Genomic DNA, 15,747 nt, shown 5'->3' on the forward strand with positions numbered 1-15,747 from the left:
AAAGAGTGCTGAATGAGAGCTTTTATATTTTTTATTCTAGCCGGGTATTTATTATTATTTGCAGCTTTGTTAAAGCTTAATAAAGTGGCTTTGCGTGTATATGCGCAAAAGCTGGCAGGAAGCCTGAAGGTCATCGTGCAAAGAAAGCTTCCGGGCATAGCAGAGCTAAATTTTATACACAAAGGAGCGGGATCATGGGTAAAGTTTATGTATTTGATCATCCCTTAATTCAACACAAGCTGACTTACATTCGGGATAAAGAAACGGGAACAAAGGAATTTCGTGAGCTTGTGGATGAAGTAGCGAGCCTGATGGCGTTTGAAATCACACGGGAGCTCCCATTACAGGAAGTTGAAGTGGAAACACCTGTGGGGCCTGCAAAAGCGAAGACGCTTGCGGGGAAAAAACTTGGTCTTGTGCCTATTTTACGGGCGGGGCTTGGTATGGTAGACGGGATTCTGAAGCTGATCCCGGCTGCGAAAGTAGGACATGTTGGCTTATATCGTGATCCGGAAACACTGCAGCCGGTTGAGTACTATGTAAAGCTGCCAAAAGATGTGGAAGAGCGGGAACTGATCGTTATTGACCCGATGCTTGCAACAGGAGGTTCTGCTGTAGAAGCAATCCACTCTGTGAAAAAGAGAGGCGCGCGCAATATCAAACTTATGTGCCTTGTGGCAGCTCCTGAAGGTGTGGAGGAAATGCAGAAAGCACATCCTGACGTAGACATTTACCTTGCTGCAATGGACGAAAAACTTAACGAAAAAGGCTACATCGTTCCTGGTCTCGGAGACGCAGGAGACAGACTTTTCGGTACAAAATAAACAAAATTGTACGGGGCCAGACCTTTGCCATCATGTTAACGAATCCTGCTTACGTAATGCGGTCTTTCCCTCTGGGCAGCCGCTTTCTATGGGCTATGCTTCAGCTAATTCGGGAGCGGAAATCGATTCGTTCCCTGAGTGGTGGTGTTGTTTCGAGCGAGGGAACGAATGTTTTGTCCAGTTTACTTAACTTGATAGGTACGGGGCCAGACCCCGTACGATTTTGTGAACAAATGAGGAAGAGCATCTATGCTTTTCCTCATTTTTATTTCACCTATAAGAAAATAGAAAATTTCAGCAAGGGAGCAGTCTTGGCCCAGATATAATTTTCAGGAATATAGTATAAGTGCAGATGAGGCAATCCCCGCCTTTAAAGGCTTGGTTTGCCAAGTTTTCTTTATCGGGTAATACATATATTACGGCCTTTCATTTCATTTTATATCGGCCAGGATATCTGTGCTTTCCCCGGTCCGCAGTTTAATGAGACGGAAAACGGGACTGAAAAGAGAGGAGCGATACAAGTGCCTGAACAAGTTAGAGTGATGATAGTAATCGGAACAAGACAGGAAGCAGTAAAAATGAGTCCTGTTGTCTTGGAGATGAAAAACCAGAGTGAGGACTTTGAAACAGTGGTGGTTACTGCAGGAAAACAGGAAGAATTACTCGGCCAGGTAATGGATGTTTTCCGATTCGGCCCGGACGACCAGATAAATACAGATCCTGAGGAAGGGGAACCAGCAAAGGCCCTTGCAAACTCCCTGAAGGAATTTAATGAATTAATTAAAAAACACGATCCGGATTTAGTCCTTCTTCACGGCAACACTCCTACCTCTGTTGCTGCAGGATTGGCTGCTTATTATAGCCGAAAAAAAACAGGCCTTGTAGAAGCGGGTCTCCGTACGTGGGATAAATTCTCTTCTTTTCCATCGGAGATGCATCGCCAGCTTACCTGTACGGCAAGTGATATCTACTTTGCCCCAACAGACAATGCAATGCTGAACCTTGTCGGTGAAGGAAAAAAAGAAGAACGCATTTTTGTCACCGGAAATACGGCAATTGATGCTCTTAAATGGACAATGACGGAGGATTATAAACATGAACTTCTTGACGATACAGAAAATAAAAGGGTTATCTTACTCACTGCCCACAGAGAAGAAAACCTTGGCCAGCCGATGGAGAATATTTTCAGCGCAGTAACACGGATTGCCGATGAGCATGAAGATGTGAAAGTGATATACCCTGTCCATAAAATAAAGGAACTAAGGGAACAAGCTGAAAAAACACTGGGGGATCATCCCCGCATTGTATTAACCGAACCTTTCGGACTGAAAGATTTCCATAACCTTGCGGCGAAATCCGACCTGATTTTAACTGATTCAGGCGGGGTTCAGGAGGAAGCAGGTTCACTGAACGTCCCTGTGCTTGTACTTCGTGATGCCACGGAGCGTCCGGAAGGAATTGACGGCGGGACAGTGAAACTTACGGGTACAGATGAAGAGCCTCTCTACGATTATATTAATACTTTACTGACAGATTCGGATGCATACATCTCTATGAAAGAGGCTCCTAATCCATTTGGTGATGGGCAGGCAGCCGAACGTATTACAGAGGCGATTAAGTACTTTTTTGAAAAACAGGAAGAACGGCCACAGCCTTTCAAAGTTATAAAACGTTAGATAGCTTCAAAAACAAATGAGTTAGCCGGCGACAGCCCATTCCGAAAACCCTGCAGGAAGCATCTTTCCTCAGGGTTTTATTGCTTTATTCCTGATTTTATCCACAAAACCAGCCGCTCACTTCCTCAATAAAAAAACTGCCGGCTCCACATTACAAACCCCTTCACATAACTCTTTCTGAATGAAATAACTGAGGCTTGGAATGATAAAAATAGTTCGATTATGAGCGCGTTTTTCATCAGCCCGCCCGTATACAATATTTCCTCTGTATCACAGTTAGTCACAGCTGTACCATGCCAGTCAACTTGCGGATGAGGGAGGGATTTATCAGTAATGAGGAAAAATAGTTTGTCGTTACTACTCGTTTATATTCTCATATTCAGCCTGTCTGTTCCGGCACTGCCATTACAGATCCAGTCCGTTTCAGCAGCAGGCAGTGGAACTGAAGCCATAAACAATGATGTTATGTTCCCCGACCGTCCTGAACCGCCGGATAAGGACGATGAAGCTGCGGTTTTTATTATCCAGGCAGAGGTTTCTCCATCGGAAATCGCAAAGCGTGTACAGGAATTGGTCCCTGAGGTGGAAATCCGTAAAACATTTACAACTCTGTATAATGGTTTTTCTTTGAAAATGCAGCGGAAGGATATTTCTAAAGTAAAGCAGATTGAAGGAATCAGCCGTATTGACGAAGTCGCATATTATGAGCCTTCGCTTGATGAAAGCATACCATTCATCGGCGGGGACGAGGTAAGGCAGATGCTCGATGAAGAAGGGCAGAAGCTGACAGGAAAAGGAGTTAGAGTTGCTGTAATAGATACAGGAGTAGACTACCGGCATCCTGATCTGAAAAATAATTTTCGGGGCGGCTATGATGTTATCGATGAAGATGCGGACCCGATGGAGACGGAACAAGGACAGGGAATGCCGACCCTTCATGGCACACATGTAGCCGGGATTATTGCAGCAAATGGAAGGCTGCAGGGAGTAGCCCCTGAAGCAGAAATATACGCATACCGGACTCTCGGGCCTACGGGTATGGGGACGACTGAACAAGTGATTTCGGCAATTGAAAAAGCTGTGGAAGACGGGGCGGACGTCCTCAACCTTTCCCTTGGAAACATGGTGAATGGTCCAGACTGGCCTACGAGTGTAGCTTTAGATAAAGCGGTGGAAAAGGGTGTCGTTGCCGTTACTTCAAATGGTAACAGCGGTCCGAACCTATGGACAGTGGGATCCCCTGGAACTTCCGCAAAAGCATTGTCTGTCGGGGCTTCCACACCGCCAATGCGCATACCTTACATTACAATTGACGTTTTTAAAGATAAAGAAATATCCATACAGCCGATGCAAAAAGCGGAAGAATGGAAAATGCAGAGAGACTATCCTCTTCAGTTTGTTGGCCTGGGCAGAAAAGAGGATTATGAAAACGTGGATGTAAAGGGGAAGATTGTCCTTGCTGAACGGGGGCAGATAAGCTTTACTTATAAAGCTAAACTGGCTAAAAAAGCAGGCGCTGTGGGGCTGATAGTATTCAACCATACGCACGGAGAGTTCGCCGGAATGCTTGAGGAACCTGTAGGTCTCCCTGTGGTGAGCATTTCCAAGGAGGACGGAGAAGAACTGAAGGCGAGCCTTGGGAAAAAAGAGGCGCATCTGCGTACTGTATACCGGGAGGAAGAAGATTTGATTGCTCCTTTCAGCTCCAGAGGGCCGGTGACACATACATGGGATATAAAACCGGATGTAGTTGCTCCTGGTGTTGCGATAGACAGCACGGTACCGAGAGGATATCTGGGAATGAATGGAACAAGCATGTCTGCTCCTCATGTTGCAGGTGCAGCTGCTCTTCTTAAACAGAAGCACCCTGACTGGACGCCTGACCAAATAAAGGCGGCGTTAATGAACACGGCTAAGCCCCTTTTCGACAGTGATGGAGAGCCATATCCGCCTCATATCCAGGGGACAGGGAGAATCCAGCTGACAGAGGCGCTTAAGGCGGAGACCCTCGTTTATCCAGGTGCTGTATCCTTTGGGAAGTGGGAGCGGACAGACAGCCGCCTTGAAAAAACAGTGGATATTACAATTGAAAATATCTCCGGGGAAAGAAAAAGGTATACGATAGAACCTCCGTTTGAAATACCCGATGGGATTCAGTGGAAGGTACCTTTCTCTCTTTATTTATCTCCCGGGGAAAAAAAGACCGTACAGCTTACGATGGATGTATTCCCGGCTGTTTTTAACGAAGGGATTTATCATGATACGATTCTGGTGAAAAGCGGTAAGGAGGAAATTCGGGTTCCATACATGTTTTTTGTGGAGGAGCCGGATTACCCAAGACTAATGGCGTTCATCTTTGAACAGACGACTGAGCCGTATACTTACAATTATGAAGTGTACTTTCCAGGCGGAGTCGACAAATTCGGCATAGCGGTATATGACCCTGATATTTTCCGGTTCCTTACCTATATCGATACACAGGAGGATATAGAGAGAGGAATGTTCGAACATGAGATCCAGGTGAGCGGCCTTGAACCAGGGATATATAAAGCATTAATTTATGCTGAAAAACAGGGACACGAAGACACAATAGAGAGGGATATATATATAGGAGCGCCAGGGGACGGAGAGCATGAGTAGGCTCTCCTTTTCCTCTTTTAGGGTTTCATAGGCAATACCCGGCTTTTGGTTTGCCTGGAGGAGCGTTCAGTATAAAGAAAACCTTAAAAGTTTTTAAAAAGTAGGCCTTAATTCCTGTGCCAATATTCGATTAATTAAGCGAATTTTCAAACATTAATTTATACCGTTTTTAAGAAAGACATTTTCTATACTTTTATGTATAATAATAATTGTGCTGAAAAGAGAGCAGTATTTACATCTTAGTGGAAGCGCTTTTAATTCAGGACAAATATTCGCAAATAATGGCGTTTTTATGCCGGTAAATCATTGACACCGCCCCACCCCTATTGTACGATTACTAAGGATATTTTCTGATTTTTTGCAAACAGACAAAAAGTGACAAAGAAAAGCCTCCAGACAAATTTCGAGGATGGTTAAGATGGATTTCCAAAGAATTGTCAGGTCCCTCGCAATTATGACCACAATAAGCTCTTATTTCATTGGCTCTATCCTTATGGGAATTATTGCAGGAAGGTGGCTGGACAACCACTTTGGCACTGGCGGGTTATTCCTTGCCGGCGGGTTGCTCCTCGGGATCGGTGCTGCTGTTACAGGAATATATTATGCCGTCCGCCGATTCTTAAAGGATGATTCATCATGAACGACTATGCTGTTATTGCAAGAAGGCACAGTATCTGGACAAGCATATTGATCGTACTGTTTGTTTTAGCCGCTTTTTTAACCGGACAAACTACTTTTTTTAACGGACTTGCACTGGGTGCTTTCTTCAGTTTGTTAAATATGCTCAGTACATACAGCCAGGTTAAACGGACTGGGGAAGCAGCTGTGCAGGGTGAACCCGGAAGATTGAAGAAAACCGGCTGTTCATTCGGAACAGTTACCCGGATAGCATTTGCGGTTGCCGCAGTGTACATTGCGGTTACATTCCCGATGCTGTTCGACGTAAGAGGTGTGATCATAGGTTTGTTAATAACCTATATCATGATATTAATTGAACCACTATTCCACATTAAGCGTTTGTAATCACTGGGTGTATGCTTGTTTGTTCAGCATTGAACGTCCCGGGGATACTACGATACAAAAGAGAGGTGAAATAACTTGGAATCACATTATTTTCCAATCGTGTACCTTTTTGGCAATGAAAACCTCGCAGTCAATCTTTCGAACATTCTGATGATTACTGTATCTATGGCAATTGTGTTTTTTGTCTGTTTTTTCATGGCCAGAAAAATCAGTATGTACCCTACAGGAGCGCAAAACGCGCTGGAGTATCTGGTCCAGTTTATTAAAAACATCATCTCAAGCAACATGGACTGGAAGCAGGGGAAACACTTTGTAATGCTCGGGCTTACGATTATCCTGTACGTATTTGTCGCCAACATGGCGGGTATTCCGTTTGAGCTTGCGACACAGGATCACGTCGTCTGGTGGAAATCTCCAACATCCGATCCGATTCTGACAATATCTCTTGCGATTATGGTAATCGTTTTAACGCATGTATATGGTATTAAGATGCGCGGCCTGAAAGAGTACGGAAAAGATTACTTCCGTCCGGCACCATTCCTTGCACCGTTTAAAGTACTTGAGGACTTAGCCAACACTTTAACTCTTGGAATGCGTTTATTTGGTAACGTGTACGCGAAGGAAGTGCTCATGCTTATGCTTGTTGCACTTGGTACATCCTCTCTAATGTGGGGAATATTCGCGTTTCTTCCAACGATTATCTGGCAGGCGTTCGGAGTATTTATCGGAAGCTTGCAGGCATTCATTTTCTGTATGTTAACTATGGTTTATATGGCACACAAAGTAAGTGCGGACCATTAATAAAACATACCTTTCCAATTGGTAATTATGCTCTAATAGAGCGTTACAAATAAAAATTTATTGTGAGAAATTAAAGGAGGATTTTTTAAATGGGTACAGTCGCTATTGCAGTCGCAATCGTAGCAGGTTTAGCAGCAATCGGAGGAGCATTCGGTGTTGCTATGGTAGTTAGTGCAACACTTCAGGGGATCACTCGTCAGCCAGAAATCAGAGGTAACCTGCAAACAGTAATGTTCATTGGTATTCCGCTTGTTGAGGCACTTCCAATCATCGCTATCGTTGTTGCGTTCTTACTTTACGGACAACTTTAATTCGGTTAACTTACAGTCCGGCCAGCGTATACGCCTGATCAAAGTAATCAGCGCAAATTAATACATGGCCACTCTGATAAAAACAAGACAAGGTTAGTGAGTACACTCAGTTTGTACTATATACAAGCTGGAAAAGTGAAAAGCTGTAATGGCGGAGAACGTATGTATGTCTATCTTCGCCATTCCTTATGTAAGGATGAATGATAAGGAGGCGAATCCATTGATTCAGGAATTCACATGGTTAGATGCGATCTACCAGCTCGCAGCATTTGCCGTCCTGCTACTTCTTCTGAAAAAGTTTGCCTTCGGTCCAATTATGGGCATGATGGAAAAACGGGAAAAACATATCGCCGATCAAATATCTTCCGCGGAGAAAAACCGTGAAGAAACTGAAAAACAACTTGCGGAACAGCGTCGTCTTATTGAAGAAGCACGCCGTGAAGCAAAGGAAATCGTCGAGAATTCCAGGAAGATGAGCAGCCAGCAAGCTGATGAAGTTCTTGCAAGTGCAAAACAGGAAGCAGAGCGTATTAAAGAAACGGCTCTTGCTGAAATATATCAGGAAAAAACGCAGGCTATCAATGCACTTCGTGAACAGGTGTCCACATTGTCTGTTCTTGTAGCGTCCAAAATTATTGAGAAAGAAATGGATGAGAAGGAACAGGAAAAACTTATCCAGGAAACTCTTAAAGAAGTGGGCGAAGAACTATGAGAAAGCATCCAGTAGCTTTCCGGTATGCCAGTGCTGTTTTTGAGTATGCGCAGGAGCGCAATGTGCTGGATCAGACAGCAGAAGAGCTTGAAGTGATTGCAAAAGTTTTAGAAGATACAAACTTATATGAAGAGCTGTTCAGGCACCCTAAAATCAGTACAGAAGAAAAGAAGAGAGTGCTGACTGAGAGTTTCACGGGAAAGGTTAGTGATTCTTCTCTTAATCTCCTTCTTCTCTTAGCTGATAAGAACCGCCTGGATATTTTCGGTGACATAGCCGGAGAATTCAAAGCTTTAGCATATGAGGCAAAAGGGGTAGCTGAAGCAACTGTATACAGTGCCAAGCCGCTCACCGGGGATGAAGAAACAGCTGTAGCTGAAGTTTTCACCAGGAAATCCGGTAAGCAGCAGCTGCTCATTAATAATGTTGTGGACAAAGAAATTATCGGCGGTTTGAAAGTTCGAATCGGCGATCGTGTATATGATGGAAGTGTAGCGAAAAGGCTTGAGCGCTTCCAGCAGCGAATGATATTTGGGAAACGTTAGCAGATAGGGGTGAACGATATGAGTATCAGAGCCGATGAAATCAGCTCTTTAATTAAGAAGCAGATTGAAGGATATCAATCTGAAATAGAAGTAAATGATGTCGGTACTGTCATCCGGATTGGTGACGGAATCGCTGTTGCACACGGCCTTGAAAACGTCATGGCTGGTGAGCTGTTGGAATTTTCCAACGGAGTAATGGGTATGGCTCAGAACCTTGAGGAAAATGCGGTAGGTATTATCATCTTAGGTCCGTATACAGAAATCCGTGAAGGTGACGAAGTTCGCCGTACAGGACGAATCATGGAGGTTCCGGTTGGTGAGCAGCTTCTTGGACGTGTTGTTAACTCTCTCGGACAGCCAGTAGACGGACAAGGACCTATTGAAACGTCTAAAACCCGTCCAATCGAAAGCCCGGCACCAGGAGTTATGGATCGTAAGTCTGTTCACGAACCATTACAGACAGGGGTAAAAGCAATTGACTCCCTGATTCCTATCGGGCGCGGACAGCGTGAGCTTATTATCGGTGACCGCCAGACTGGTAAAACAGCAATTGCCATCGATACAATCATTAACCAGAAAGATCAGGACATGATCTGTATTTATGTAGCAATCGGACAGAAAGAATCCACAGTTGCAGGTGTAGTTGACACGCTTCGCCAGCACGGTGCTCTGGATTACACAATCGTTGTTACAGCAAGTGCATCTCAGCCTGCACCGCTTTTATATCTGGCTCCTTACGCCGGTGTAACAATGGGTGAGGAATTCATGTATGACGGAAAGCATGTACTGGTTATTTATGACGACCTTACAAAACAGGCGTCTGCATACCGTGAACTTTCCTTGTTACTACGCCGTCCTCCAGGTCGTGAAGCATACCCAGGGGATGTTTTCTACCTTCACTCCCGTCTGCTTGAAAGAGCAGCTAAGCTAAGTGATGCAAAGGGAGCAGGTTCTTTAACAGCCCTTCCGTTTATTGAAACTCAGGCTGGTGACGTATCAGCTTATATTCCAACAAACGTTATTTCCATCACAGACGGACAGATCTTCCTGCAGTCTGACTTGTTCTTCTCAGGTGTACGCCCGGCCGTTAACGCTGGTCTTTCCGTATCCCGTGTAGGTGGTTCCGCACAGATCAAAGCAATGAAAAAAGTTGCTGGTACGCTGCGTCTTGACCTGGCGTCTTACCGTGAGCTGGAAGCATTCGCACAGTTCGGTTCTGACCTTGATAAAGCAACACAGGCGAAACTTAACCGTGGTGCACGTACTGTTGAAGTACTTAAGCAGGGTCTCCATCAGCCTCTGCCGGTTGAAAAGCAGGTTGTTATCCTGTATGCCCTTACAAAAGGACTTCTTGATGACATCGAAGTAGAGGATGTACGTCGATTCGAGTCTGAACTGTTTACTTACCTTGAGCACAATAACCGCGAAGTTCTTGACCACATCAAGAACACTGGAACTCTTCCGGAAGATGCGGATATTAAAGGTGCTATTGAAGCGTTCAAGAAAACATTCAGCCCAGCATAATAAATACCACGATAAATGACCAGAGATGAGATTGCCGGCTGTCTTGCCCGGCGATCGGCCTCTCTTCATAAAGGCTTGACTAAGATACCATGATGATTTCGGCAGAAGGTGCGCGCGCCTTGAAGAGGATATTAATCAGAAATCTTAACCCAGCCTTAGAAAAAAGTGTGTTCGTTAGTAAAGGTGGTGAAGTACGGTGGCATCATTAAGAGATATTAAGTCGAGGATCACCTCGACGAAAAAGACGAAGCAGATCACGAAAGCTATGGAAATGGTTTCTGCAGCAAAGCTGAACCGGGCCCAGAACAAAGCCCAGTCGTTCCTGCCTTACACAGAGAAAATCAGAGAAGTAGTTTCCAGCATTGCCTCAGGCGGCGGGGAAGGCACTTCTCATCCAATGCTTGAAGCACGTGATGAAATTAAGAAAACGGCATATCTTGTAATTACTTCCGATCGGGGGCTTGCAGGTGCCTATAACAGCGGGCTGCTCAGGCAGACGTTAAAGCTGATTGAGGAGCGCCATTCCTCCCAGGATGAGTACGGTTTAATCGTTATGGGCCGGATGGGGCGTGATTTTTTCAAAAAGAGAGGCATGCCTATATATCAGGAAATTGTCGGATTACCGGATCAGCCTGAATATGCTGATATTAAAAATATCGCCTCCACTACAGTAAATATGTTTACTGATGGTATCTTTGATGAAATCTATGTGCACTACAATCACTTTGTCAGTGCAATCAGCCAGCAGGTGACAGAGACAAAGCTTCTTCCACTGACCGGATTCAAGGAAGACAAAGAAGGGGACAGCACCCCTACTCTGGACTATCTGTATGAACCGAATCCAGCCGTTATTCTTGAAAGGATGCTTCCGCACTATGCAGAAAGCTTAATATACGGCTCACTGCTGGATGCGAAAGCAAGTGAATTCGGAGCAAGAATGACAGCGATGAGATCTGCTACAGATAACGCTTCTGATATGATCGACGAACTGACATTAAAGTACAACCGTGCACGTCAGGCGGCAATTACACAGGAAATCAACGAAATCGTCGGCGGTGCAGCTGCCCTCGAATAGTGAATTCTGTCATATAATGGGGAACTTTATAGGAATTCCCCGGGAAATGATGAACGGCCCCGCAAAGTGCGAGAGGCATTTAGGAAGCAAGGAGGAAAGAACATGAATAAAGGACGCGTCACTCAAGTAATGGGTCCGGTTGTAGACGTACAGTTCAACCGCGGCGAATTACCTGAAATATATAACGCATTAAAAGTGCAACATACAGCCCAGTCCTCTGGTGAAGTAGACGTTGACCTTACCTTAGAAGTGGCACTTCACCTCGGTGATGACACTGTCCGTACGATCGCAATGGCATCAACAGATGGTATTGTGCGCGGTATGGAGGTAATGGATACTGGAAAGTCTATTTCTGTTCCAGTTGGTGATGCTACCCTCGGACGTGTATTTAACGTTTTAGGAGAAAACATTGACCTGGACGAGCCTATCGGAGCAGATGTGCCCCGCGACCCGATTCACCGCGAAGCACCTGCATACGATGAGCTTTCTACACAAACTGAAATTCTTGAAACTGGTATTAAAGTCGTTGACTTGCTCGCCCCTTACGTTAAGGGTGGTAAGATCGGATTGTTCGGTGGAGCCGGTGTAGGTAAAACAGTTTTAATCCAGGAGCTTATTAACAACATCGCTCAGGAGCACGGCGGTATTTCTGTATTCGCCGGTGTAGGGGAGCGTACTCGTGAAGGTAACGACCTTTACTTCGAGATGAAAGACTCCGGAGTTATTAATAAAACAGCCATGGTATTCGGCCAGATGAACGAGCCTCCAGGAGCGCGTATGCGTGTTGCTCTTACAGGTCTTACGATGGCAGAACACTTCCGTGATGAAAAAGGCGCGGACGTACTTCTCTTCATCGATAACATCTTCCGATTCACACAGGCCGGTGGTGAGGTATCTGCCCTCTTAGGACGTATGCCTTCCGCGGTAGGTTACCAGCCAACACTTGCTACTGAGATGGGTCAGCTTCAGGAGCGGATCACTTCTACAAATAAAGGTTCCGTAACGTCTATCCAGGCGATCTACGTACCTGCCGATGACTATACTGACCCGGCACCAGCAACAACTTTCGCTCACTTGGATGCAACTACAAACCTTGAGCGTAAGCTTTCTGAAATGGGTATCTACCCTGCGGTGGACCCACTTGCGTCTACTTCCCGTGCACTTTCACCTGAAATTGTGGGCGATGAGCATTATGAAGTGGCCCGTCAAGTTCAGGTTACACTACAGAAATATAAAGAGCTTCAGGATATCATCGCCATCCTTGGTATGGACGAGTTATCTGAAGAAGATAAACTTACAGTACACCGCGCCCGTCGTATTCAGTTCTTCCTTTCTCAAAACTTCCACGTGGCGGAGCAGTTTACGGGTCAAAAAGGTTCTTATGTACCTGTTAAAGAAACGATTCGTGGCTTCAAGGAAATCATTGATGGTAAGCACGACGACTTACCAGAGGATGCATTCCGTCTAGTTGGAACAATTGAAGAAGTAGTAGAGAAAGCGAAGCAAATGCAATAAGAAGCGATCATCTTTAGTGTGAGCCTCGGTCAGCTCTGTAAGGTTCAGAGCTGCTGTACGGCATAACATGAAAGATGTTGCCGCTTCGTAAAGGAGGGTGAACCGCGTGAAGACGATGCAAGCGAATGTCGTCACTCCTGATGGCAGCGTATTCGATGGGCAGGTGGAAATGGTCAGCGTAAAAACCACGGAAGGTGAACTTGGAATTCTTCCAAACCACTTACCGTTAGTTGCTCCACTGGCTATTGGCGCTGTGCGTATCAAAGCTGATTCAAATGTTCAGCTGATCGCTGTCAGCGGCGGTTTTATGGAAGTTCGCCGTGATGAAGTGAATATTTTAGCTGAGTCAGCTGAATTACCGTCAGACATTGACGTAGCAAGAGCGCGGGCAGCGAAAGAACGTGCTGAACGCCGCCTTGCACAAGCTAAGAAAGATAACCTGGATTTCAAACGTGCGGAAATGGCCCTGAAACGAGCCATCAACCGCCTCGAAATCTCCAATATGGGTGGAAAATAGTAATTAGGATCCCCGTATCGCCTGGCGATACGGGGGTTTTTATTGTTGTTAGGGGATGTTAATTATTTCTTAGTTGAAGTTTTTATTGTTAAAGTTGGTTGGTAACCTGCGAAATTATTGTTCATTTGCGAAATGGAGCTGCCAACCTGCGAAAACGGAGGTTCAATTTGCGAAATAGAGTGTCCAATCAGCGAAGTGGAATCTTATTCTCGAAAATGGCCAGTCAATTCGCGAATTAGAAAATCCATTTCTCGAAATCAGGCATTCCATTCTCGAAGTAGAATCTTATTCTCGAAATCAGGCGTCCAATTCTCGAAATAGTGGATCTAATTCTCGAAATCAGGCGTCCAATTCTCGAGTTGGAATTCAATGCACGAAACCGGCGAGTCAATGAACGAAATAGCAGGTTCAGTGCACGAAATCAGGTGTTCAATGACCGAAGTGTAATTCAATGCACGAAAACAGGGAGTCAATGAACGAAATTGCAGGTTCAATGCACGAAATCAGGTGTTCAATGACCGAAAGTTAATCCTATTCTCGATACTGAAGACTCCAATATAGAGATCAAGTGTCCAACCTGTAAAACGCCCCCTTGTCATAAAAGAAACGGCCACATTAACAAACCCAAGCAGATTACTAATCCCATCACCCCGCAAAAATAATTAACCCCGATCTAACTACTAAAGACCCACCCCTTTATATTAATAAAAACCAGCCGCATTTTTTAAAAAAACCAACCCCTATTAACAAACCCTCAGCTATATTAACCAAACCCCCACCCCGCGACACCCAAACCATCTTACAAAACCCCGCTCTGGCATCCAAAAAAAGGTATATTCCCCAGGGCGGCATCATTAAATAGTAACAGAGACAACCAGGAATAATCTGTTCATTTCTATTCAATCTATTACATTAAAATAATTAATTGGCAATTAAAAGTTTCCCGGAACCATTTAACACAGGCAGGAAACTCCCTCATACAGGGAGATATTCAGTTATTACTATTAACATAGTGTTTAAGTTAATAAATCTAAGAATTCAGAATAGTATAGTATTAATTATTTCACTTTGCTATAATTTAACTGTAGTGAAGATCAAGCTTTTGCATTGGAGGGGAGTGAATATATGGATCTGGGAGTTTACAGCGATTACATATATATAGTCGTGTTTATATTGCTGGGTGTAGCGCTTCCAGTGGGAGCTCTTACTTTCGGACGCCTGTTGCGGCCTAACAATCCGTATGACAGGAAGTTATCCACGTATGAGAGCGGAATTGACCCGGTAGGAGATGCACAAGTCAGATATCATGTTGCCTATTATCTTGTTGCCCTGGAATTTGTGATATTTGATATTGAAACCGTTTTCTTATACCCCTGGGCGCTCGCTTTAGGGGAGCTTGGCTGGGTAGGGCTGAACGGCGGATTGATTTTTATAGCTATCCTGGCTCTTGGTCTTGCATATTCCTGGAAAAAGAAGGTGCTGCAATGGAATTAAAAGGTTTCAGAGAAACAGAACAGTATGATCCCCGTGTTCTTGAAGATGTAAACAAAAGCGTTTTTTTTACTAAAGTAGAGCAGTTAAAAGCCTGGTCCAGAACCAGATCCCTGTGGCCGCTCACATTTGGACTAGCCTGCTGTGCAATCGAAATGATGAGCACAGGAGGTTCGAGGTATGATTTTGACCGTTTCGGTGTAATCTTCCGTGCTTCCCCCCGCCATGCAGATGTCATGATTGTTGCTGGTACAGTAACTGCGAAGATGGCGCCGGTGCTCCGTACATTGTACGATCAGATGCCGGAACCGAAATGGGTTATTTCCATGGGATCCTGCGCAACTTGTGGCGGACCTTATAAAGAGTCGTACAGTGTTCTTAATGGCGTGGATAAAATAGTTCCGGTTGATATTTATGTGCCAGGGTGCCCTCCGACACCGCCTGCACTGATCGACGGGGTGGAACTGCTTCGTGAAAAAATACGGCGCGAAGCAAAAGGAGAGAAGGTGACTCAGGGATGAGCCAGGAAGTTCTTGATTTAGTAACTGAAAAAGTGCACAGCTTTCTTGGTGAAGAAGTGCTTGCATACGAGGAGCCTGAGCCTCCTGAAGAACCCCGTGAGGAGGAAGAAAAACCGAAGAGAAAGAAAAAGGAAGAACCAAAACCGGAAAGGCCGGCATCACTTAATTTTGGCCAGCCGATGATCATACTCAACACAGAACACTGGTCTCAAGCGCTTGCGGAAATGCTCCGGGATGATGAGGAACTTCAGTTTGATTTTCTCTCTTGTGTAACAGGTGTCGATTATCCGGAACATATGGAAGTTATTTATAATTTATATTCTACAGTTAAGGACCATTATTTATATGTGAAAGTGAAAACGTCCCGGGAAGAGCCAGCTGTCGCTTCATCAGAGCCGGTATGGAAAGCGGGCGACTATATGGAGCGGGAAATATATGATCTGATGGGAATAGAATTTCCAGGCCACAAAAATCAGAAAAGAATCCTGCTGGCTGACGATTGGGAAGGACATCCGCTCCGGAAAGATTACGTAACAGATAAGAAAGCGTTGGGCTTGGACTGAAGGGGGTGC

The 15,747-nt window shown here is 44.9% G+C and carries 17 protein-coding genes; all 17 read left to right on the forward strand.

The features are described from left to right. Positions 1–12 precede the first annotated feature (12 nt). The 17 genes from BK582_RS27620 (at position 13) to BK582_RS06485 (ending at position 15,738) form a co-directional block, all read left to right on the forward strand. Positions 13–228: a hypothetical protein gene (locus tag BK582_RS27620; RefSeq protein ID WP_078593512.1), complete on the forward strand. Its 216-nt coding sequence runs from the start codon at positions 13–15 to the stop codon at positions 226–228. After that, positions 195–824, forward strand: coding sequence for a uracil phosphoribosyltransferase (gene upp, locus BK582_RS06410; RefSeq protein ID WP_078593513.1), 630 nt, complete (start codon positions 195–197; stop codon positions 822–824). Before BK582_RS27620 ends, upp begins: the two co-directional genes overlap by 34 nt. A 521-nt stretch (positions 825–1,345) precedes the next feature. Beyond that, complete coding sequence (gene wecB, locus BK582_RS06415) at positions 1,346–2,500, forward strand: non-hydrolyzing UDP-N-acetylglucosamine 2-epimerase (protein WP_078597826.1); 1,155 nt, start codon at positions 1,346–1,348, stop codon at positions 2,498–2,500. Positions 2,501–2,833: 333 nt separating this feature from the next. After that, positions 2,834–5,140 (forward strand): S8 family serine peptidase, encoded by a 2,307-nt coding sequence (locus BK582_RS28045; RefSeq protein WP_078593514.1) that lies wholly within the window; start codon positions 2,834–2,836, stop codon positions 5,138–5,140. 418 nt (positions 5,141–5,558) lie between these two features. Further along, entirely contained in the window at positions 5,559–5,780 is a 222-nt protein-coding gene (locus tag BK582_RS06425) for an AtpZ/AtpI family protein (protein ID WP_088036773.1), read from the forward strand. Continuing rightward, positions 5,777–6,163 (forward strand): ATP synthase subunit I, encoded by a 387-nt coding sequence (locus BK582_RS06430; protein WP_078593516.1) that lies wholly within the window; start codon positions 5,777–5,779, stop codon positions 6,161–6,163. The genes BK582_RS06425 and BK582_RS06430 overlap by 4 nt, the downstream gene beginning before the upstream one ends. 75 nt (positions 6,164–6,238) lie before the next feature. Further along, positions 6,239–6,964, forward strand: coding sequence for a F0F1 ATP synthase subunit A (atpB, locus tag BK582_RS06435; protein ID WP_078593517.1), 726 nt, complete (start codon positions 6,239–6,241; stop codon positions 6,962–6,964). A gap of 89 nt (positions 6,965–7,053) precedes the next feature. Next, positions 7,054–7,275 carry a F0F1 ATP synthase subunit C gene (atpE, locus tag BK582_RS06440; protein ID WP_078593518.1) on the forward strand — a complete coding sequence of 74 codons (222 nt, stop codon included), beginning with the start codon at positions 7,054–7,056 and terminating at the stop codon, positions 7,273–7,275. Between the two features lie 196 nt (positions 7,276–7,471). Continuing rightward, the gene (gene atpF, locus BK582_RS06445) at positions 7,472–7,987 is read left to right on the forward strand and encodes a F0F1 ATP synthase subunit B (RefSeq protein WP_078597828.1); all 516 of its coding nucleotides are present in this window, start codon (positions 7,472–7,474) and stop codon (positions 7,985–7,987) included. Then, entirely contained in the window at positions 7,984–8,532 is a 549-nt protein-coding gene (locus BK582_RS06450; RefSeq protein ID WP_078593519.1) for a F0F1 ATP synthase subunit delta, read from the forward strand. The genes atpF and BK582_RS06450 overlap by 4 nt, the downstream gene beginning before the upstream one ends. Before the next feature lie 18 nt (positions 8,533–8,550). Continuing rightward, complete coding sequence (gene atpA, locus BK582_RS06455) at positions 8,551–10,056, forward strand: F0F1 ATP synthase subunit alpha (protein ID WP_078593520.1); 1,506 nt, start codon at positions 8,551–8,553, stop codon at positions 10,054–10,056. Between the two features lie 196 nt (positions 10,057–10,252). Next, a complete protein-coding gene (gene atpG / locus BK582_RS06460; RefSeq protein WP_078593521.1) occupies positions 10,253–11,131 on the forward strand; it encodes an ATP synthase F1 subunit gamma in 879 nt (292 codons plus the stop codon). A gap of 102 nt (positions 11,132–11,233) precedes the next feature. Further along, positions 11,234–12,646, forward strand: a complete 1,413-nt coding sequence (gene atpD / locus BK582_RS06465; RefSeq protein WP_078593522.1) for a F0F1 ATP synthase subunit beta — start codon at positions 11,234–11,236, stop codon at positions 12,644–12,646. 106 nt (positions 12,647–12,752) lie between these two features. Continuing rightward, positions 12,753–13,163: a F0F1 ATP synthase subunit epsilon gene (locus BK582_RS06470; RefSeq protein ID WP_134163621.1), complete on the forward strand. Its 411-nt coding sequence runs from the start codon at positions 12,753–12,755 to the stop codon at positions 13,161–13,163. Positions 13,164–14,288: 1,125 nt separating this feature from the next. Beyond that, a complete protein-coding gene (gene ndhC / locus BK582_RS06475) occupies positions 14,289–14,657 on the forward strand; it encodes an NADH-quinone oxidoreductase subunit A (RefSeq protein WP_078593523.1) in 369 nt (122 codons plus the stop codon). Then, on the forward strand, positions 14,648–15,175 hold the full coding sequence (locus BK582_RS06480) for a NuoB/complex I 20 kDa subunit family protein (RefSeq protein WP_078593524.1): 528 nt from the start codon (positions 14,648–14,650) through the stop codon (positions 15,173–15,175). The genes ndhC and BK582_RS06480 overlap by 10 nt, the downstream gene beginning before the upstream one ends. Then, positions 15,172–15,738: an NADH-quinone oxidoreductase subunit C gene (locus BK582_RS06485; RefSeq protein WP_078593525.1), complete on the forward strand. Its 567-nt coding sequence runs from the start codon at positions 15,172–15,174 to the stop codon at positions 15,736–15,738. The genes BK582_RS06480 and BK582_RS06485 overlap by 4 nt, the downstream gene beginning before the upstream one ends. Positions 15,739–15,747 lie beyond the last annotated feature (9 nt).

It is taken from the genome of Evansella clarkii, assembly GCF_002019695.1.
Taxonomy (GTDB): domain Bacteria; phylum Bacillota; class Bacilli; order Bacillales; family Salisediminibacteriaceae; genus Evansella; species Evansella clarkii.

Bases quoted from the DNA above. Each gene is read 5' to 3' on its own strand.
- BK582_RS27620 (WP_078593512.1), top strand. From the start codon at position 13: ATGAGAGCTTTTATATTTTTTATTCTAGCCGGGTATTTATTATTATTT.
- upp (WP_078593513.1), top strand. From the start codon at position 195: ATGGGTAAAGTTTATGTATTTGATCATCCCTTAATTCAACACAAGCTG.
- BK582_RS28045 (WP_078593514.1), top strand. From the start codon at position 2,834: ATGAGGAAAAATAGTTTGTCGTTACTACTCGTTTATATTCTCATATTC.
- BK582_RS06425 (WP_088036773.1), top strand. From the start codon at position 5,559: ATGGATTTCCAAAGAATTGTCAGGTCCCTCGCAATTATGACCACAATA.
- BK582_RS06430 (WP_078593516.1), top strand. From the start codon at position 5,777: ATGAACGACTATGCTGTTATTGCAAGAAGGCACAGTATCTGGACAAGC.
- atpE (WP_078593518.1), top strand. From the start codon at position 7,054: ATGGGTACAGTCGCTATTGCAGTCGCAATCGTAGCAGGTTTAGCAGCA.
- atpF (WP_078597828.1), top strand. From the start codon at position 7,472: ATGAATGATAAGGAGGCGAATCCATTGATTCAGGAATTCACATGGTTA.
- BK582_RS06450 (WP_078593519.1), top strand. From the start codon at position 7,984: ATGAGAAAGCATCCAGTAGCTTTCCGGTATGCCAGTGCTGTTTTTGAG.
- atpA (WP_078593520.1), top strand. From the start codon at position 8,551: ATGAGTATCAGAGCCGATGAAATCAGCTCTTTAATTAAGAAGCAGATT.
- atpD (WP_078593522.1), top strand. From the start codon at position 11,234: ATGAATAAAGGACGCGTCACTCAAGTAATGGGTCCGGTTGTAGACGTA.
- ndhC (WP_078593523.1), top strand. From the start codon at position 14,289: ATGGATCTGGGAGTTTACAGCGATTACATATATATAGTCGTGTTTATA.
- BK582_RS06480 (WP_078593524.1), top strand. From the start codon at position 14,648: ATGGAATTAAAAGGTTTCAGAGAAACAGAACAGTATGATCCCCGTGTT.
- BK582_RS06485 (WP_078593525.1), top strand. From the start codon at position 15,172: ATGAGCCAGGAAGTTCTTGATTTAGTAACTGAAAAAGTGCACAGCTTT.